Below are 20209 nucleotides of genomic sequence, written 5' to 3' on the forward strand. Positions count from 1 at the left end.
TCTCTTTTTAAATATATAAGTTAAATAGTTAAATGCTTATGAAATACTTTATTTCATGCACAATAATTTTTTAAAATATCGCTATTTCAATAGCAATATTCTTCACAGAAAACAGAAAAATTAAATAAGCAAGGGGCCAGCTCGAATTGGCGCACTAAGATTCAACACTTCAGCAAAAAAGTGCGGTTGAATTTTAGGTTGTTTTTCAGTTTGACGGGAAATTGAAGGTTGAGGAATGGCTTGTCGTTGCACTTCACGAGCAACTTTTACCGTTTCTAACGCTTGTTGAATGGAAACACTTGAGGAATAATTTTCCGTATTATTTTGATTTTCAAAACTTTGTGCGTTAGGCAAAGCAAAAATCGCGATGATACTTAAAAGTAATCGCGACCAAAAATTCGGTTTGACAGTGCCTGAAATCATTCGTCTCATTGTTTATTATGAAAATTGCGTGTATTGTAGCGGAAATCTAAACTGATGTCATTTACTGGGGGCTGACTTTATGGAAAACAAGGCTGAACGTTATCAAAAAGCAGTCAATATTATGGATGTACTTGAGCAATCTCCCTTTGCCAAAATAATCAAAAAAGGTCTTGCCATCAATGAACTTAATCAAAAATTTAACCGCATTTTTCCACAGGAATTTCACGGCAAATTTCGTATTGGCAACATAACAGATCATTTAATTTTTATTGAAGTGTCTAATGCTATTGTTCGGCAGGGGATTCTATTTAAACAAATTGAATTATTAACACTAATTCAAGAAGAATTTCCGCAAGTAACAGGGTTTGAGATAACGATCAATCCTGGATTTTAAGTTTCAAATATAAGAAAAAATAAAGAATTACTTATCACTCAGACTTTTTAATAATGCTTTCTCTATTTTTTTCTCCTCGCGTCTTTTCTGAAAAAATGTACTCAATTTTTGACTACACTCTTCTGCCAATACGCCAGATGTAATCTCTAAAGTATGATTCATCTTGTAATTATCAAAAAAATGAAAACGTGATCCAATCGCGCCAGTTTTATAATCAGATGCACCGAACACAAGGCGTTTAATACGGCTATGCAAAATTGCCCCTGCACACATTGTGCAAGGCTCTAATGTCACATAAAGCGTGCTATTCAGTAGGCGATAATTTTGAATATTTTTCGCGCCATTACGCAAAGCGATAATTTCAGCATGTGCAGTAGGATCACTTTGAACAATGGAGAGATTCCAACCTTCTCCAATAATATTTCCAGCGTCATCCACCAGCACCGCCCCCACAGGAATCTCACCTAACGCTTCCGCTTTATCGGCAAGCTCAAGGGCGTAGCGCATCATTTTCTCGTCAAATTCTGACCGCACTTTTGCTGCATCCATTAGACGGAAAAAGGATATTTAATTGGCTCATGAGATTGATAGCCAATGACTTTGAAATCATCCATCGTGACCCAAGTTTCTAAATCTTCAAGGGTTTTTATATCTGGATTGATTTCTAATTTTGGCAATGGGAAAGGCTCGCGTTTAAGTTGTACGTCACGCATTAACTCAAGCTGATCTTCATAAATATGCGCATTCACAATTTTATGATATGCCTTGCCTGCTTTTTTACCCGTAATCTGTGCCATAAGTGCCAAGAAAGTAAACACTTGGATTTGATTGAAATTCAATCCAAGCGGAACATCACAGGAACGTTGATAACTAGTAAGATGTAAAGTATCGCCCACAAAAGAAAAAGTATGCGTGTGCATACAAGGACGAAGACAACCAAGATCAAATTCCCCAGGGTTAAAAAAAGTTAAAATCTCTCCTCTATCATCAATACCTTTCGTTAAGTTATTAACAATTTTACGTAGCTGATCTATGGTTTCTCCATTAGGCTTACGCCATGCTCTGCCTTGCACACCATATACGCGCCCCATATCATCAACGCCTCTACGATGCGGATTTGCAAGCCAAGCTGCATTTTCATTCGCATTAGCATCCCAAGTTTTCGTGCCAAGTGCGCGGAAATCAGCGGCATTGTCATATCCACGAATATAACCTAGAAATTCAGCAATGGCCGCTTTCCAATAACTTTTACGGGTAGTAATCAGCGGAAATTGATTATTCGCCACGTCATATTCTAAATCTGCATTAATGACCGTAAGGCAACGCTTACCTGTACGTTCATTAGCAACCCATTCCCCTTCACTAACAATGCGGCGACAAAGCTCAAGATATTGCTTCATAAAAATCTCCTATTTTATGACCGCACTTTTGCGTGAATAAGCCCAAGCCATAATGAAAGCACCACCAATAATCATCGGCAAGCAAAGGGCTTGCCCTCGTGTAATAATCCCAAAGAAATTTTCAACTTCAGGTTCACGCACATATTCCACAATAAAACGGAAGACGCCATAACCAATTAAGAATAAACCTGCAACAGAAGCCATTGGACGTGGTTTTTTAATAAAAATATTCAGAATCGTAAACAACACCAGGCCTTCTAAAAAGGCTTCATAAAGTTGTGATGGATGACGAGGCAGTAAAAGAGGATCATTCGGGAAAATCATTGCCCAAGGCACATTCGTTTCGCGTCCCCATAGTTCAAGATTAATGAAATTACCAATTCTGCCTAAACCTAAACCAAACGGAATCAAAGGCGCAACAAAATCAGCCGTTTGCCAAAAATTACGTTTTTGTGAATAGGATGTCCAAATCATAGCAACAATTACACCAATTAAGCCACCGTGGAACGACATTCCACCTTCCCAAACGCGGAATAAATAAAGTGGTTCTTGTAAGAAATGATCGAGATTATAGAAAAATACATCGCCAACACGTCCGCCAATAAACACCCCCATAAAACCGTTGAAAAGTAAGCTATCGACCTGATCTATTGTCCAACCGCTATTTGGGCGATTAGCGCGGCGAACCGCAAGCCAACGTGCAAAAATAAAACCTAAAAGGTACATCAAGCCATACCAACGTAAGCCGATATTGCTATCGCCGAGCGTAAAAATACTCGGATCAAAGTGGGGAAGAAGTAAATAATTTGAATTCATAATTTTCCTTATTTCAGAAACATATTGATCGCAACCACAATTAAGAAAAGGGCGAAACCTTTTTTTAAGGTTGAAACAGGCAATTTAGCGGTTGCACTTGCGCCTAATTTGGAAGTAAAAAATGAAGTGGCAGTAATGCCTAACACTGCGGGAAGATAAATGTAACCGAGCGAATATTCAGGCATTAATGGATTTCCCCAACCACTCACTATAAAACTAAACATCCCTGATATGCCCAATAACATCCCACAAAATGCGGAAGAACCGATAGCTTGTTTGATATTAATGCCACGAGCAGTTAAAAACGGTACAATAAATCCACCACCGCCAATTCCCGCAGCACTAGATGCCATACCAATCAAAATACCGCCAATTACGGAAGAAAGAGGGGTAAGTGGTTTTGTTGTGACTTGATCTTTTTTAATCGAAAGTACCATTTTTGTGGCTAAATATACCACTAAGCAAGCAAAAATTTTGGCAGAAATTTCACGATCAAGTCTTCCAATGAATAAACCACAAATAAAAACAGAAAGCATAATAACCGGAGCTAAAATGCGAACTGCCTGCCAGACTATGTTACCTAATTTATGATGACGTTGTGCCGATCCAATGCCAGTAATCACAATGGTAGCAAATGATGTTCCAAGTGCGGTAGACATCAACAAAGATTCTGGTACATCTACAATAGGCAGTAAATACACTAACGTTGGCACAATTACTAACCCACCGCCGATACCAAATAATCCTGCAAGAAAACCCGCTAATGCGCCAACAAGTAAACAAAGAAGAATAAAAGTGAACATTATTGGCCTCTTGATTTATAAAAATGGCGTTTCGTGTATTTTGTCTGAGAATATTTTTTGTTTGCCGAATAATGCTGTGAATTTGCTTCACGAGATGCGGAAAATATTAGTGGATTGTCCGTAAATAGTATCGAAGCAAACTCTTTCATTACCTTTCGATAAACATCTCGCTTAAAAGACACAACTTGACGAACAGGATACCAAAAACTTACCCAACGCCACCCGTCAAATTCTGGCGATTTAGTTGTTTGCATATTGATGTTTTTTTCATCGCTAACAAGCTGTAGCAAAAACCAGCGTTGTTTCTGCCCAATACACATCGGCTTGCTGTCATAACGCAATAAACGCTTTGGCAATTTATAGCGTAACCAATGTTTAGAAACATATAACAGACGCACATCTTTAGGTTGTAAACCAACTTCCTCGTGTAGTTCGCGATACATCGCTTGCTCGGCACTTTCATTATCATTAATGCCACCTTGCGGAAACTGCCACGAATTTTGCCCACAACGCTTCGCCCAAAGCACTTGCCCTTTGCGATTACAAATCACAATACCCACATTTGGACGGTAGCCATCAAAATCGATCACTATCGTTTTACCTTAAATTTTTCCTATAAAAATAGCTCAAGATTGTTTCATAAATCAGTGCTTTTATCAACCAAAGGACATTATGACAAAATAATCATATCATCACGATGCATTGCCACTGCGCCATATTCATAGCCTAAAACATTCTCAATGTCTGCTGATTTTCTGCCCTTAATTAATTGTAGAGCATCGCTGTTATAGCGTGGCATACCCAGCGCAATGTCTTTACCTGATTGAGTGCGTATTTTGACTACTTCACCACGCGAAAAACGCCCTTCCACGTTAATAATACCAGCGGGTAATAAAGATTTATTTTGTTCAAGAATGGCATTTTGCGCACCGTTATCAATGGTAATAATACCTGCCGATGGCGCGGCGAAAAGCCATTGTTTGCGGCTTTCTAATCGATCAGATTGGTGTGCAATAAATTTTGTACCAATATTTTGTTCATAAGCAAGATCAGCGATTACATTTGGGCGATTACCTGGTGCAATAATGGTTTCAATTCCAGAGCGAGTGGCAACATCGGCTGCAATGATTTTAGTCATCATTCCTCCAGTGCCAAGATTAGTCCCACTGCCACCAGCGATTGAGCGAATGTGATCCGTGATTTGTTCTACAACTGGAATTAATTTCGCTCCAGGATTTTTACGCGGATCACTATCAAATAAACCTTGTTGATCAGTTAATAAATAAAGTTGTTCCGCTTGAACAAGAATAGCGACTAATGCAGATAAATTGTCATTATCGCCAACTTTAATTTCTGCGGTTGCCACCGCATCATTTTCATTAATTACAGGAATTATGTGATTGTCTAAAAGTGCGTGTAAAGTATCTCGTGCATTTAAAAAACGTTCGCGATCTTCAATATCGGCACGTGTTAATAAAAGTTGTCCGATATGAATATCATAAATAGCAAATAATTTTTCCCAAGCCTGAATTAATTGGCTCTGACCAACCGCTGCAAGCAGTTGCTTTGAGGCAATAGTGGGTGGTAATTGAGGATGATTTAAATAATGGCGACCCGCAGCAATGGCACCAGAAGTCACGATCACTATACGAAATCCATCATTATGCAGTTGTGCAATTTGACGAACGATTTCCATCATATGTGGCGAATTCAGTTTTGGCGAACCCTGAGTTAGCGTGCTTGTACCGAATTTCACAACAATTGTTTTTTTGTTCATAGTCCTTTCCCAAGTTCTTAAAATTGGTATTAACGTTATCACTAAATCAATGACAAATCACTTAATATCAGGTATAATAACAGCAAATTTTAGGGGGATTTATGACATTTAGTTTAATTGTAGCGACGACATTAAATAGCGTGATTGGTAAAGATAACCAAATGCCTTGGCACTTGCCTGCTGATTTAGCATGGTTTCGTCAGAACACGACTGGCAAACCTGTCATCATGGGACGTAAAACGTTTGAAAGTATTGGTCGCCCGCTACCTAAACGCACTAATATCGTACTTTCTCGTCAGCCCTTTGAACGAGAAGGCGTGGTATGGAAAGATAGCCTTGAAAGTGCGGTCGATTTTGTCAGAGATTTTGATGAAATTATGCTGCTTGGTGGGGGAGAGTTATTCAAACAATATTTGCCACAAGCGGACAAGTTATACCTTACTCAAATTCAAACAGAACTAGATGGCGATACTTTTTTCCCTCAATTAAATTGGGAGGAGTGGGAAATTGAATTTGATGAATATCGTAAGGCGGATGAACAAAATCGCTATGATTGTCGATCTTTGATTCTTACACGAAAATAAATCAAATTAATGAGACTATATCTTTAGAATATTCATTAATCTAGAAAATAAAGAGATGATGATTTCCCCTTGAGTTCCCCTTTTTAAAGTTTCATAATGACCTTTCATTTTATTTTTGATAGTTTTAAATATCCCATTTTTAAACATTATCCCAAATTAGGGAAGGCATTATGACGCAAACTGCAACTGAAAACCCATCAACTAAATCTGTATCAAATAAAACTGACCGTAAAAAAGGCTTAAGCATTTTTATTCTTGTCCTGCTTATTATTGGTATTGCTTGTGCTTTGTATTGGTTTTTCTTCTTGAAGGATTTTGAAGAAACAGAAGATGCTTATGTGGGTGGAAATCAAGTAATGGTATCATCACAAGTTGCAGGTAATGTAGCGAAGATTAATGCAGACAATATGGATAAAGTCCATGCAGGTGATATTCTAGTTGAATTGGATGATACCAATGCGAAACTTAGTTTTGAACAGGCCAAAAGCAATCTCGCCAATGCTGTACGTCAGGTAGAACAACTGGGTTTCACTGTGCAGCAATTGCAATCAGCTGTGCACGCCAATGAAATTTCTTTAGCTCAAGCTCAAGGCAATTTGGCGCGCCGAGTTCAACTTGAAAAAATGGGTGCGATTGATAAAGAATCTTTCCAACACGCAAAAGAAGCTGTCGAGCTTGCCAAAGCAAATTTAAATGCCTCTAAAAATCAATTGGCTGCTAATCAGGCTTTATTGCGTAACGTTCCATTACGTGAACAACCGCAAATACAGAATGCGATAAACTCGCTTAAACAGGCTTGGTTAAATTTGCAACGTACAAAAATTAGAAGTCCAATTGATGGCTATGTGGCGCGTCGTAATGTTCAAGTTGGGCAAGCCGTTTCAGTGGGTGGCGCGTTAATGGCGGTGGTATCTAATGAACAAATGTGGTTAGAAGCTAACTTCAAAGAAACCCAATTAACGAATATGCGCATTGGTCAGCCAGTAAAAATCCATTTTGATTTATACGGTAAAAATAAAGAATTTGATGGCGTGATAAATGGCATTGAAATGGGGACTGGCAATGCGTTTTCTCTTTTACCTTCGCAAAATGCTACGGGTAACTGGATTAAAGTGGTACAACGTGTACCTGTGCGAATTAAATTAGATCCACAACAATTTACAGAAACGCCATTGAGAATTGGTCTTTCTGCAACGGCAAAAGTAAGAATTTCAGATTCATCAGGCGCAATGCTACGAGAAAAAACAGAACCGAAAACGTTATTTTCTACTGATACACTTAAATATGATGAAAGTGCGGTAGAAAATTTGATTGAATCTATCATTCAGCAAAACAGCCATTAAGGCGGCGTTATGGACAATTCCGCAAAAAAATTCCCGCCTATTCAAGGTGGTGTGCTGATTTTATTAACACTGGCTTTATCTCTCGCCACCTTTATGCAGGTATTAGATTCTACCATTGCAAATGTGGCGATTCCTACTATTGCGGGCGATCTTGGCGCATCTTTTAGTCAAGGTACGTGGGTAATCACTTCTTTTGGGGTAGCAAATGCGATTTCTATTCCAATAACGGGTTGGTTAGCAAAACGTTTTGGCGAAGTGCGGTTATTTTTAGTCTCAACTTTTTTATTTGTTGTCTCTTCTTGGCTCTGTGGGATTGCAGATAGTCTTGAGGCGTTAATTATTTTTCGCGTCATTCAAGGTGCTGTCGCAGGTCCAGTGATCCCTCTTTCGCAAAGTTTATTATTAAATAATTATCCACCAGAAAAACGCGGAATGGCATTGGCATTTTGGTCAATGACTATTGTGGTTGCGCCTATTTTTGGCCCAATTTTAGGCGGATGGATTAGCGATAATATCCATTGGGGATGGATCTTTTTTATCAATGTTCCGATCGGTTTGTTAGTTGTGCTAATCAGCTGGAAGATTTTGGGAAGCAGAGAAAGTGAAATTGTTCATCAACCTATTGATAAAGTCGGTTTAGTTTTACTTGTCTTAGGAGTGGGATGTTTGCAATTAATGCTTGATCAGGGTCGTGAGCAAGATTGGTTTAATTCTAATGAAATCATTATATTAGCCGTTGTTGCTGTCGTTTGTCTGATTGCCTTGGTTATTTGGGAATTGACAGATGACAATCCTGTAGTGGATATTTCACTTTTCCATTCTCGTAATTTTAGCGTAGGGTGTTTATGTACTAGTTTAGCCTTTTTGATTTATCTAGGTTCTGTGGTATTAATTCCGCTCTTGCTACAACAAGTCTTCCATTACACCGCGACGTGGGCAGGGCTTGCGGCTTCCCCAGTTGGATTATTCCCAATTTTGCTTTCACCGATTATTGGGCGTTTCGGTTATAAGATCGATATGCGAATTTTAGTGACGATAAGCTTTATTGTATATGCAATAACATTTTATTGGCGAGCGGTAACTTTCGAGCCATCAATGACATTTGTTGATGTAGCTTTACCACAATTAGTGCAAGGTTTAGCGGTGTCCTGTTTCTTTATGCCACTTACTACAATAACGCTGTCTGGCTTGCCTGCGCATAAAATGGCTTCAGCCTCTAGCTTATTTAACTTTTTGAGAACTTTAGCGGGTTCTGTAGGAACATCTTTGACCACATTTATGTGGTATAACCGTGAAGCTGTTCACCACACTCAATTAACAGAACACATTAATCCTTATAACCCGATTTCCCAAAGTTTTTACCATCAAATGAATCAATTTGGTTTAAGTGATACGCAAACTTCAGCTTACCTTGCTCAACAAATAACATCGCAAGGATTTATTATTGGCGCAAATGAAATATTTTGGCTATCAGCTATGGGATTCTTAGGATTGCTTATTGTGATTTGGTTTGCAAAACCACCTTTTGGTACTCGGCATTAAAATAAATATATATTACATACCAATCACAACACAATCGGTAACAGTTTTAGCTCTACTTTGTGCCTGTACTGCAAGCTCTCGAGTATCAAAACTTACTACACGAACACGGTTCCATTCGCCGTTAGTTTGTATTTGAGCATTTAATCCTGTCATCTGTAAACGACCTTGCAAATTTTCAGCTTGCGCTCGATTTTTGAAAGCACCGCATTGTAAACCAAATTTCTTGCTATCCCGTACATTATTAACCGTTTTTATTTGTTCTACTTTTTTTGCGCTTTCAATTTTCTGTGAGTCTTGCTTTTTAATTGATTCCGATTTTACGATTTCTGCCTCTGTATTTTTCATATCTTCCGTTTTTTTGGATTGAGTTCTCGTTGCATCTTCTATTCTCTGTTGCTCAGCCAGTTTTCTAGCTTCATCAGCCGCTTTTTGATCTCTTTCTATTTGAATTAAAACTTGACGTTGTTCTTCTGTTAAACGCATATTTTGTTCTACACTCGCTGGATTATTATCTACAGGTACAGTACGCGTTTCTAAGGCTTTAATATAACTCCACACTTCCTCTGGACGATTAGGTAACACACTTTTAGGTTGAGCTTTTTCCTGTTGTGTTATAGCTTGCTGCATGCTTACCTTACTGTTCTGATTTTTCAACAAATAAAGTCCAACAACAAAAACTAGAACAATAAATAAAGCAAGAAAAATCAAGACATTTGTATTCTTTTTCTTATTTTTTTTCTTATTATTTGAGCTACGACGCGCAGCAAAATCTCGATGTGCCACAATAAATTCCTAGATTTGAAGTGATAATTTTAATAATTCAACAAAATTCGCTAAGTTTACTGAAAAATAGTCTTTAAATAAAGACTAACATAAGTGGATCATTTATATAATTAACAGAATAAAAATACCGCACTTATGCAGGTTATGCTCAAAAAAGTTGGATAAAACAACTATTTATAAGTACAAATTACGTAAGATAACCTAAGTGCGGTTTGTTTTTTCTATGTTTTAATTAGTGGGTTGTTTTATTTTCATCAAAAACCGGTAATGGTTTGTGTTCAGTTGCGACATAGCTATATACTACAGGCAAGACGAACAAGGTGAAAATAGTACCAATGGATAATCCCGCTACAATCACTATCCCAATACTAAAGCGAGATACCGCTCCTGCACCTGTTGCATAGAGTAATGGAATTAAGCCTGCTACCATTGCTGCAGTTGTCATTAGAATTGGACGCAAACGCACTTTTGCCGCATGAGTGATTGCCTCAATACGAGTTTTACCATAGTTTAGCTGTTCTTCTTTTGCCACTTCGCACATTAAGATACCGTGTTTGGTGATTAATCCCACGAGAGTAATCAACCCAACTTGAGAGTAGATATTTAATGTTGTTCCTGCGATGCTAAAGAAGGATAAAATATTTAAGCTCACTAATGCACCACTTACGGCTAATGGTACAGAAATCATAATTACCATTGGGTCACGTATAGATTCAAACTGAATGGCAAGTACCAAGAATATGATGATAACAGCCAATGCAAAAGTGACGGCTAATGCGTTGCCTTCTTGGACTAATTGACGTGCTTCAGATTTAAAATCATAAGTGTATCCTTGTGGCAAATTATCATTTGCCTGTTGTTGAAGCCAAGCAATGGCATCGCCACTTGATGTTCCCGGCATTGGTACAGCACTGATTTCAGCCGAATTTAATTGGCTGAAACGCGGTAATGATGTTGGCTGAGTTTCTAATTTCATACTGATAACACTACTTAATGGCACTGATTGACCATTAGATGCAGTTAAATAATAATTTTGGAAACTTTCTGGCGATAAGCGATCATCTCGTTTTACCTGCGAAATTACTTTATAAGCACGTCCATCTACATCCACACGCGTAACTGTCGCACCAGATAAGAAACTGCCTAAAGTATTACTAATCTGTTGCATTGTAATGCCGTAAGTTCCCGCTTTTTCCTTATCCACAGAAATCGTCATTTGTGCGGTGTCATAAGTTAAATTTAAATTGGAATAAATAAATTTACCTGAAGCTTTCATCGCATTTAAGAATTTCTCTGCAGTATTCGCTAAAGATTTATAATCTTGTGCAGTTTTTAACACAATAGAAACTGGCGGCCCTTGTTCTCCTGTATCAATTTCAGGGAAATTGAAGGCAGAAACTGATACTTCTGGAATAGATTTTGCTTTTGCATTTAATTCATTCATCACAACAGATTGTTTACGTGTGCGTTCTTTCCAATCTTTTAAAGTAATGATATTCAAAGAACCATTAGAATTTGGTGCTCCAGCAATACTCATTCCAAAAGAAACCTCAGGCGTATCCATTACATTTTTCATATATGGTTGCATTGCATTTTGAATGTAATCTACATTTACGCTAGATGGTGCATTACCAATTGCAATAAATGCGCCTTTATCTTCATTTGGTGTTAATTCACTAGAAAGCGCATTAAACAAAAATGGGAGCGTTGAGAAAATTACCACAGCAAAAGCCAGCATTGATTTACGATTGAGCATAACAAGATCAAGCATATATTCGTAAATACGATTAACTTTTCCTAATGTATGTTCAACCTTTTGTTCTAACCAAGTTGGTTGGGCGTTTGATTTAAGCAACTTGCTACTCATCATCGGAGAAAGAGTTAATGCCACAATGCCTGAAATAAATACCGCACCAGCTAGAGTTAAAGCAAACTCTTTAAACAATGTGCCAGTAATCCCCCCCATTAAAGCCATTGGCGAATAAACTGCGATCAATGCAATAGTCATAGAAATAACGGGGACTGCAATTTCACGCGTACCAATAATCGCCGCTCGGAATGGCGTTTCCCCCTCTTTAATATGACGATCAACATTTTCCAGCACTACAATAGCATCATCCACAACTAAACCTATGGCAAGAATTAAAGCGAGCAAGGTCATTAAATTAATAGAAAAGTTGAAACTTTGTAGCAGCATTAACACGCCAATAAGAGAAATTGGAATAGCTAATATTGGAATTAAAATGGCGCGGAACGAACCGATAAACATTAAAATTACCACTAAAACGATTAAAGTGGCTTCTCCAATAGTTTTTATTACCTCGTGAATGGAACTATTAATAGCAATAGTGCGGTCATAAAGAATATCGCTTTCCATACTGTCTGGCAGTTGTGTTTTTATACTTTCATATAAAGGGCGAATTTTTTCTGCGACAGTCAAAGGGTTTGCTGTGGAGGTTGGATTGATGGCTAACACGACGGATTCTGCGCCATTTGCCGTAGCACGCGAATTATCACTTTCTTTATTTAATTCAACGGTTGCAATATCACGCAAACGCACTAAATCATCGCCATTTGATGAAATAATTAAGTTGCTGAGTTGTTCCACAGATGTCGTTGTGGTCTCAACTTTGTTACGATAACTCACATAATAGCCATTATCGTTCCCCGCAGCCGTTTGTACGTTATTAGCAGAAAGCGCAGACATTACTGCTGGAGCAGAAAGATTTTGAGCTGCCATTTTTTGTGGATCAAGCCAAATACGTAATGCATATTCAGCGGCACCAAATACCTGTACTTCAGCAACACCCTCAATGGTAAAAAACTGTGGTTTGACTACACGATTGATATAATCGGTCACCTGACTAGAATCCAGTTTTTTAGATCGGAAACTGATATACATAATACCGCTCCCACCTGAAGAAGAGGATACACTAGGATCTTCAATACCATTTGGTAACGCCGACTTTACTGCATTCACTTTGGCTAACACATCTGCCAACGCACCTGCAGGATCGGTATTTAATTTCATTTTTATTGTAATAGTCGAACTGCTAGGCGCACTAGTCGAAGACATATAGTCAATATTATCGGCTTGCGCGATAGATTCTTCCAATTTTGAGGTAACAAATGCTTGGATTAAATTCGCATCTGCCCCTGGATATGCGGTACTCACTGTAATGACTGTAGTGGTCATTTTAGGGTATTCACGCACTGCCAATTTCGAGATCGCTTGCAACCCTAAAATAATCATTAACAAACTAATTGAAACTGCTAAAACAGGGCGACGAATAAATATATCGGTAAATTTCATTCGGATTTCCTCATACATTAAAGTGGTGTTTTATGTGCAGGCTCTACTGCACCCACAATGTCTTTTTTAATCCATTCCACAAGACTTCCATTACCAATACCTTGCTGACCGCCTGTAATAATTTTATCTCCTGCTTTAACTTCATTTCCTTGTAATTGAGCATAAACACCTTGACGATCTTTAGTAAATACGGTGATTTGTTTCGCACGATAGAGACGATCCAATTTTTCATTACCTGACATTTTTCCTTTATCTTCATCAGATAATGGTGTGAGTAAATAAGCAATTTCACCATACATATTGTAGCTGATAGCGACTTGTGGCACGACAATTTGATTTGTTTCCGTTGAAAGCGCAATACGCAAACGAGAGAACATACCTGAAAGCAGTTTACGTCCATCTTCTGGATCAAATGTTGCTTGAATATCCACAAGCCCAGTAGCTGCATTTACCGCAGGTTCAATCGCCGTAATACGTGCAGAAAATGTTTCGCCAGAACGAGCATCAACGGTAGCCGTAACACGCTGACCAATATGCAACTTATCTAAATCATTTTGTGAAAGAGCAAAATCTACTTTCATTGAGCTAGTATCTTCTACACGCACAATTTCTGTTCCAACATTCACATATTGTCCAATATTGATTTTCACAATACCCGCTTTACCATCAAATGGTGCCACAATTTTACGACGTTCAATTGCTGCTTTTAGAGATTCAATATTAGCTACTTGAGCGTCATAAGCCGCTTTTGCGTTATCCATTTCTTGACGTGATACAGCATTGCTATTTAATAAGCTCACATAACGTTGGTAAGTTTGACGAAGTGCTGATAATTGTGCCTGAGCAGCTTGTAGGCTGGCACGTTCAACAAAATTATCAAGTTCCACAAGCACCTCACCTTTTTTCACATTTTGTCCATTTTGAACAAGCACTTGTGAAACCGTACCCGCATTTTGTGCGCTAAGCATAGCACCTTGATGTGGACGTATTAGCCCTGTTGTATTGATAACAGGTGTCCACTCGCGTGGTTGTACTTCAAGTGCGGTCACGGGACTTGAAGGTTCTGGCATACTAGCAATCACTCGACTTGTCATTACACCTTTAAATACATTAAAACCGATGACACCAGCAAAAATTAAGACAAATACAGCTAAAATCACTTTCATCAAGAAAATATGTGAGCGTTTTGGTCTTTGATGTTGAGTTTGACTCATGTTTAAAGCTCCGTTATAAAATAACAATTCCTATTTCTGAATCGCACGCCAAGAGCGTTCAATCACAGATTCTAAAATTTCAGGATTAAGATCGAAATCGATAAATTTTGCATCAGAGACCAAATTTATCGCCGTTTTCAAACTTAATAAAAAGAGAATATCTTCAGGTAACTCGGCTAATAAGCCAGCTTTTTTGGCTTGGTCACAAAATAAATCCCAACGACAATTTTTAACGTTTTTACAAATATCCTTGAAATTCGGCAAAGATTCATATTGCTTTAAATTGGATAGAATAGTGGGATTTTCTTGTAAGAAATACCAAATGTTTTTCCACATTTGTCGATACTGTTCGAAAAAAGGCTTAGATTCATCAAAATCTTTTTCAAGTGTTGCCATAAACATTGAAAACACCCTGTGTGCAAATTGTTCAAGCAACTCATCTTTGTTTTTGAAATAAAGGTAAATCGTTCCCGCCGCTACATTTGCCTCTTTTGCGATTTTATGCATAGAAAGCCGGTCTAAACCTTCTTTTGCCATTAAACGATCGGTAGCAAGAAAAATTTGTTCGGCTAAATCAGTTTTAGCTTGTCGCATAAGATCCTTGAATAAAATAAAGAGCAATAATCGCCCAAAAATGAATGGACGTTCATTTTATTTATTTTTTGTTTTTTGGCAAGTTAAAAATAAAAAAGGACAACGAAAATGGGCTACATTTAAAAGCTAGATTTTGTAATCAACTTTTAAATATTGCCCATTTTGACCGCACTTTTGATTGGGCGGAATAAAAAGCTAAATTGGTTCTAGTCCTAATACTTTACGACCATTAATACTTGCGATATTGACCATTTCATCTAAGTGTGGGAAACGGCAGCCTGCAGCCAATAGGCTTAATTCTTGCCATAAATCCCCCTCACATAATGGCACCATATAATCGCAAATATTATCTGTGCCTAGGGCAACAGTGATACCTTCGGGGATCATTTCATCTGCTGGCGTGAGTGCATTATGGAATGGCATAAGATCTTCTTTGCGATTACTGTCAATCCATGCCATTGGACAGGCGATCATCATCATTTTAGCTTTACGCATTTTTTCGTAAAGTTTGTAGCGATATTCTTTTGAATGTGAGCCAATGGAAATACCATGGATACCCACAACTCGCCCTTCCATTCCGTGTTCAATGGTTTTGTCGCAAAGTTGCTCAGTTTCTTTTTCACTTGGGTTATTGAATTGGTCTACATGTACATGACACATAATTCCAAGAGATTTGGCCTTATCTAACAAGATATCCATTGCCTCTAGGCCGCGTCCATAATCCAATTCATCACGATATGGTAAGCCGCCAATCATATCTACCATTTCTGCACCAATATCAAACCATTTACGCGCAGTGGGTTCGATTACCCCTTTTAAAGTTTGATTGGCAAATTTCAAAATAATGTCATGTTTATACACTTCGCGGGCTTTGTGTGCGGCAATAATTGCACGATCTTCACAAATTGGGTCTATATCTACAAATGTTCCAAATGCGGTTACACCTTGGGATATCATTAATTCAATAGATTGGCAAAAACGTGCGTAATAATCATCAACACTGGAAGTACGTTTTACTTCATCCACTAAATCCCATTTTTGTTGCAAATTACTACTATGATAAATCCCAATTTTCTCTGGCGTCATCGTAAAAGCGCGGTCAGCATGTGCATGGGCATTTACCCATCCGCCTTTTTTGATAATTTCATCGCGAATATAGGTTTTAAAACTACGAACGTGGCTTTTCATACAAACTCCGTAAAAAAGAAAGGATAAAAAGACGAGAATGTATATTAATTGAAAGGTGCTGTAAGTACGGCGAGAAGCATTATGGTAATGTTATGAAAAACTCACGGATTTTCATTAATAACATTTTTCAGTCTTAAACTGAGGCGTGAGTATAAAGACTTAAGGGCAAAAAATCCATTCTTTTATGCACTTATAGGTTATTTGTCGTAACGCAGGCATTCACATATCTAATTAGATATAATCACTATTCTATAAGAACTTAATAAATGCGTGGGCTAACGCCCACCCTACATAACTTAGACTTATCTACACAACTTCCATAGCGTGGATACAAGCCCACGAGATGAATAAAAGGATATAAAATACTGTCAAAATTAACCGCACTTTTTACCTTTATAGATTATTTTTCAAAGAAGAAATTTTGTAATTGGAAAGCTTCTAAGAAGATTCCAAGTGGCGGTCTGTCTGAAGATTGCTCAATATAATCTTTATCGAGTTTTTTGTAATTACCTTTGCGATCAATATGGTATTGTGTTCCATCAGGTTGAATCACCACATTCCAGTGGAAATTAGAGGCAAGTACCCAGTCATCCCCCTTAAGATCAAAGAGATTGCGTCCTTGACTATAATCCATCAACGGGTTTTCTACACGGAATACTGTCTGCATTAACGCAGAGAAAATATCAGCATGATTACTTAATCCATTTTGTTTGCCTACTGGTAAATCTTTCCAATATACAAGCAATGGCACTTGAATTTCATCGCGCCCAAAGTAGTTTTCTCGCTCTTTGTCATTCATTTCATTGAAAGTTAAACCGTGTTCAGCAGTGATAATCACTAATGTGTTTTCAAGCGGTGTATTTTCTAGCACTTTTGCTAAAAGTAAATCCACGTCCTGTAAAGTGCGGTCATAATCTGCTTGGTTTTTAGCCTCCAAGGCTAAATCCAAATAAGCAAACCAAGGGGAGTCTATTTTTTGTGCTTTAATAAAATCATTGAGATTTTTTACCGCACTTTCATTATTTGGTTTGCTGGTTTTATTCGATGAAAGTTTCATTTCACGAAATAATGCTTGGCGGAAGACGCTATCTTTGAAATTCGTAGCAGAAAATAAACCCAATTGATAATTTTCAGCACGTAATTTTTCGATTAAAACAGATTGGGTATGATTGCTTAAAATGCTATCGGTGTAATTTGCATTTAGCCCGTAAAATAACCCAATTAAGCCTGCATTATTACTATTACCTGTGCTGTAATGATTAGTGAATTCCGTTGAACTTGTTGCAAATTCAGCTAACTTGGGCATTTTGCCTTGAGAAATGGCATCGTAACGTAATCCAGAAACAGTGATCATTAAAATGTTTGGTTTATTGTCAATTGGTGCAAAAGTGAGTGTTTTTTTAGGGTAATCAATCTTTAAGGCATCTAAACGCCCCTCTTGTTTTAATGTTTGTGCGTACTGCTCGCCATCAATGAAACCGTGTTTTTCTAAAAAAGAACGAGCTGTCATTGGATAAGAAAGAGGAAAATTAGAGCGTTGCATCGTAATTGGACGATATAAATAAGCATCTGCCCAAGCATAAATTAAATGCGTAGTAATAAACATGGAAGTTAAGGATACACCGACAGCTTTTAGCCATTTTTGGCGTTCAAGACTACGTAATTTTTCCCAACTCCAGCGAGAAAATAACATCTGTGCCAGTAAAATTATTGGCATTGGTGCAAAGAAAATTTGCCAATCGCGCGACATTTCGCCATTTTCTGGATTAACCAGCAAATTCCATACCACAGAGGATAAATGCAGGCTGAATCGATTGAATACTGCAGTATCAAATAATAATAAGGTTGTGCAAATTGTGGAAAAAATCACGGTTAATCCGCGAAAAGTGCGGTGATTTTTAACAATGAAACTCAGTGGAAAGACAACGAGTAAGTACAACGCAAAAACGTTGAAACTGAAATGCCCGAGCAAACTTACAAAGAAATAAAGTTTTCCTGCGAGAGTATCTGGCCAGTCAATGATAAAGGCATAACGTGCGCCAATAAGAATAGCAACAATAATATTAAAAAAGGCAAACCAATGACCCCACGAAATTTTTCGTGAAACGTCATCGCGGTATTGTTTGCCGCTGAAGGTGCCTTTTTTAATCCATTTCATATTAACGTGTTTTTACTGCATTGATTAAGGAATTAGAAAACGCTTGAGCCAATGCCTCACGTTGAGTTTGCGGCACACTGCTAGTTAATAGATTACTTGCCATATTACCCAATGCGATTAAGGAGAGATCTACCGAGGCTTTATGCTTTTCTAGCACTGCGATTATATCGTTTACAATCGCACTTAATTGAGCATCAGAATATTTAGAATGTTGAGCCATAATGTCAAAAATAAAACAAAAAATTTGGCTTATGATACCCGATTATTTGGTAGAACCTAAATAATTTCTTTTTTCTTGCTTAAAAAGTGCGGTTATAATTTGCGGCAAATTTTTCAAAGGTGACAAAAATGAGTATTATCGTTAATCAAATTGTTTTGCATCAGTTAGTCAAAAATGTGGATGGCGACAGCATAAAAATGGAAAGCGTATTACGCGATGAGTTGCTGTCAATTACGCCAGAAGTAGAGCAAATGATGTTGCAACTTCATCAAGGCTATCAAAATAAAGCTAAGGCTTTTGGCGTGTTTCAGGAAAAGTCTATCTTTGCACAACATTTAAATCGTTTATTAGAACAAGAAATTGAGTTTTTAGGTTTTAGTCAATATTCAACAAAATTGCTTGCTGATGAGCTAGGTAAATATAACTTTGCGGAAAGTGGCACCTTGATTTTATGCCAATATAATTTCTTAGCGACAGATTATTTGTTTATTGCATTGCTTGATAGCCGTCATAGTATGTTAGTCGATGAGCATTTAGATATTCACCGTACAGAATATCTTGATATAACTCAGTTTGATATTGCGGCACGGATAAATTTGACGGATTTGCAAGTAAATGCGAACTCTAATCGTTATTTAACTTTCATAAAAGGCCGTGTAGGTCGCAAAATTAGTGATTTTTTCATGGGTTTTTTAGGTGCTGAAGAAGGATTAAATCCACAGGTTCAAAATCAGTGTTTATTGCAAGCGGTAAGTGATTACTGCGATCAAGGCGAACTCAACAAAGAGCAAACTCAAGCGGTAAAAAAACAAGTGTTTGAATATTGTAAAGGTCAGCTTTCAAACGGTAACAATATTGAATTAAGGGAACTTTCTGATTCATTACCCACTCTAAACGAACAGCCTTTTGTCGCCTTTACGGAAGAACAGAATTATGGTTTGGAAGAGAGCATTCCTCCTGTTCGTTCAGCATTGAAATCGCTAACAAAATTCTCTGGGTCAGGAAAGGGCGTTACCCTAAGTTTTGATGCGGAATTATTGAATACACGTATTCAATGGGATCCTATGACAGATACCCTAACCATCAAAGGTTTACCGCCAAATTTAAAAGATCAATTACAAAAGGCTTTAAAATCAGAGAATTAATTTGGAAATACACCCAATTTTGGATATTATTTGACAGAACTTTTGCACAAATTAAGGTAAAGAAAATGCAAGTTAAAACACTTTTAGGCGCAACCTTTTTAGCATTAAGCCTCGCTTCTTGTTCCACCGTTGAAAAAGTTGTATATCGAATTGATGTACCGCAGGGCAACTATTTAGAAGCGACTACCGTTGCGCAAGTTAAAGAAGGCATGACTGCTCAACAAGTACAATATTTGTTGGGAACGCCAGTATTAATCGATCCTTATAATAACTACACTTGGTATTACGTATTCTTACAACAACGTGCCTATGAAACACCAGCTCAACATACGCTAACCGTAAAATTCGATCAACGTGGGATTGTGACAGAAACCCATCTTGATAAACCTTTACCAGAGGTTTCACAACAAGGCGAAAATAACACCATCATTGAAACAGGTGAGAAACCAAAATCAAGTTGGTGGAAATTCTGGAAATAATCTTTTTATTTTCACCGCACTACAATAATAATT

Annotated in this window: 20 protein-coding genes; 6 read left to right on the forward strand and 14 right to left on the reverse strand. The window is 37.7% G+C overall.

Annotation, left to right across the window (positions count from 1 at the left end; genetic code table 11):
• Positions 1–120 precede the first annotated feature (120 nt).
• Positions 121–423 carry a secA translation cis-regulator SecM gene (gene secM / locus ACPT9C_RS00420; RefSeq protein ID WP_015701928.1) on the reverse strand — a complete coding sequence of 101 codons (303 nt, stop codon included), beginning with the start codon at positions 421–423 and terminating at the stop codon, positions 121–123.
• Between the two features lie 79 nt (positions 424–502).
• Here secM and ACPT9C_RS00425 point away from each other — a divergent pair, with 79 nt between their 5' ends.
• Entirely contained in the window at positions 503–817 is a 315-nt protein-coding gene (locus tag ACPT9C_RS00425; RefSeq protein WP_065245125.1) for a DUF721 domain-containing protein, read from the forward strand.
• A gap of 27 nt (positions 818–844) precedes the next feature.
• Here ACPT9C_RS00425 and tadA read toward each other — a convergent pair whose 3' ends face one another.
• The 6 genes from tadA to proB form a co-directional block, all read right to left on the reverse strand.
• Positions 845–1366, reverse strand: a complete 522-nt coding sequence (gene tadA, locus ACPT9C_RS00430; RefSeq protein ID WP_065245124.1) for a tRNA adenosine(34) deaminase TadA — start codon at positions 1364–1366, stop codon at positions 845–847.
• Complete coding sequence (locus tag ACPT9C_RS00435) at positions 1366–2217, reverse strand: thymidylate synthase (RefSeq protein WP_065245123.1); 852 nt, start codon at positions 2215–2217, stop codon at positions 1366–1368. Before ACPT9C_RS00435 ends, tadA begins: the two co-directional genes overlap by 1 nt.
• A 9-nt stretch (positions 2218–2226) precedes the next feature.
• Complete coding sequence (gene lgt / locus ACPT9C_RS00440) at positions 2227–3033, reverse strand: prolipoprotein diacylglyceryl transferase (protein WP_065245122.1); 807 nt, start codon at positions 3031–3033, stop codon at positions 2227–2229.
• Between the two features lie 8 nt (positions 3034–3041).
• Positions 3042–3836, reverse strand: coding sequence for a sulfite exporter TauE/SafE family protein (locus tag ACPT9C_RS00445; protein WP_005648117.1), 795 nt, complete (start codon positions 3834–3836; stop codon positions 3042–3044).
• Positions 3836–4426, reverse strand: a complete 591-nt coding sequence (gene rppH, locus ACPT9C_RS00450; RefSeq protein ID WP_005655829.1) for an RNA pyrophosphohydrolase — start codon at positions 4424–4426, stop codon at positions 3836–3838. The genes ACPT9C_RS00445 and rppH overlap by 1 nt, the downstream gene beginning before the upstream one ends.
• 80 nt (positions 4427–4506) lie before the next feature.
• The gene (proB, locus tag ACPT9C_RS00455) at positions 4507–5613 is read right to left on the reverse strand and encodes a glutamate 5-kinase (protein WP_423717237.1); all 1107 of its coding nucleotides are present in this window, start codon (positions 5611–5613) and stop codon (positions 4507–4509) included.
• A 101-nt stretch (positions 5614–5714) separates the two neighbouring features.
• Between proB and folA the strand changes: the two genes are divergently transcribed.
• From folA to ACPT9C_RS00470, 3 genes are all read left to right on the forward strand, one after another.
• Entirely contained in the window at positions 5715–6197 is a 483-nt protein-coding gene (gene folA / locus ACPT9C_RS00460) for a type 3 dihydrofolate reductase (protein WP_423717236.1), read from the forward strand.
• Positions 6198–6367: 170 nt separating this feature from the next.
• On the forward strand, positions 6368–7540 hold the full coding sequence (locus tag ACPT9C_RS00465) for an EmrA/EmrK family multidrug efflux transporter periplasmic adaptor subunit (protein WP_423717235.1): 1173 nt from the start codon (positions 6368–6370) through the stop codon (positions 7538–7540).
• A 9-nt stretch (positions 7541–7549) separates the two neighbouring features.
• Positions 7550–9082, forward strand: a complete 1533-nt coding sequence (locus tag ACPT9C_RS00470; protein WP_423717234.1) for a DHA2 family efflux MFS transporter permease subunit — start codon at positions 7550–7552, stop codon at positions 9080–9082.
• A gap of 12 nt (positions 9083–9094) precedes the next feature.
• Here the strand turns inward: ACPT9C_RS00470 and ACPT9C_RS00475 are convergent, their stop codons facing one another.
• From ACPT9C_RS00475 to ACPT9C_RS00505, 7 genes are all read right to left on the reverse strand, one after another.
• Positions 9095–9865, reverse strand: coding sequence for an SPOR domain-containing protein (locus ACPT9C_RS00475; protein ID WP_005671790.1), 771 nt, complete (start codon positions 9863–9865; stop codon positions 9095–9097).
• Positions 9866–10097: 232 nt separating this feature from the next.
• A complete protein-coding gene (acrB, locus tag ACPT9C_RS00480; protein ID WP_423717233.1) occupies positions 10098–13178 on the reverse strand; it encodes a multidrug efflux RND transporter permease subunit AcrB in 3081 nt (1026 codons plus the stop codon).
• Positions 13179–13195: 17 nt separating this feature from the next.
• Entirely contained in the window at positions 13196–14392 is a 1197-nt protein-coding gene (acrA, locus tag ACPT9C_RS00485) for a multidrug efflux RND transporter periplasmic adaptor subunit AcrA (RefSeq protein WP_050846588.1), read from the reverse strand.
• 30 nt (positions 14393–14422) lie between these two features.
• Entirely contained in the window at positions 14423–14986 is a 564-nt protein-coding gene (acrR, locus tag ACPT9C_RS00490) for an efflux transporter AcrAB transcriptional repressor AcrR (protein WP_050846587.1), read from the reverse strand.
• 195 nt (positions 14987–15181) lie between these two features.
• The gene (locus tag ACPT9C_RS00495) at positions 15182–16174 is read right to left on the reverse strand and encodes an amidohydrolase family protein (RefSeq protein ID WP_005631292.1); all 993 of its coding nucleotides are present in this window, start codon (positions 16172–16174) and stop codon (positions 15182–15184) included.
• A 400-nt stretch (positions 16175–16574) separates the two neighbouring features.
• The gene (locus ACPT9C_RS00500) at positions 16575–18332 is read right to left on the reverse strand and encodes a DUF3413 domain-containing protein (RefSeq protein WP_061671281.1); all 1758 of its coding nucleotides are present in this window, start codon (positions 18330–18332) and stop codon (positions 16575–16577) included.
• A gap of 1 nt (position 18333) precedes the next feature.
• Positions 18334–18552 carry a YejL family protein gene (locus ACPT9C_RS00505; protein WP_005670154.1) on the reverse strand — a complete coding sequence of 73 codons (219 nt, stop codon included), beginning with the start codon at positions 18550–18552 and terminating at the stop codon, positions 18334–18336.
• A gap of 128 nt (positions 18553–18680) precedes the next feature.
• On the opposite strand from ACPT9C_RS00505, the gene yejK reads away from it, so the two are divergent.
• Together yejK and bamE are read left to right on the forward strand one after the other, a co-directional pair.
• Positions 18681–19697, forward strand: coding sequence for a nucleoid-associated protein YejK (gene yejK, locus ACPT9C_RS00510; protein ID WP_050948715.1), 1017 nt, complete (start codon positions 18681–18683; stop codon positions 19695–19697).
• Between the two features lie 65 nt (positions 19698–19762).
• Positions 19763–20176, forward strand: a complete 414-nt coding sequence (gene bamE, locus ACPT9C_RS00515) for an outer membrane protein assembly factor BamE (RefSeq protein ID WP_005648317.1) — start codon at positions 19763–19765, stop codon at positions 20174–20176.
• Positions 20177–20209: the final 33 nt, after the last annotated feature.

This window comes from Haemophilus sp. HN_Hi16, assembly GCF_049823435.1.
Classification (GTDB): domain Bacteria; phylum Pseudomonadota; class Gammaproteobacteria; order Enterobacterales; family Pasteurellaceae; genus Haemophilus; species Haemophilus influenzae_D.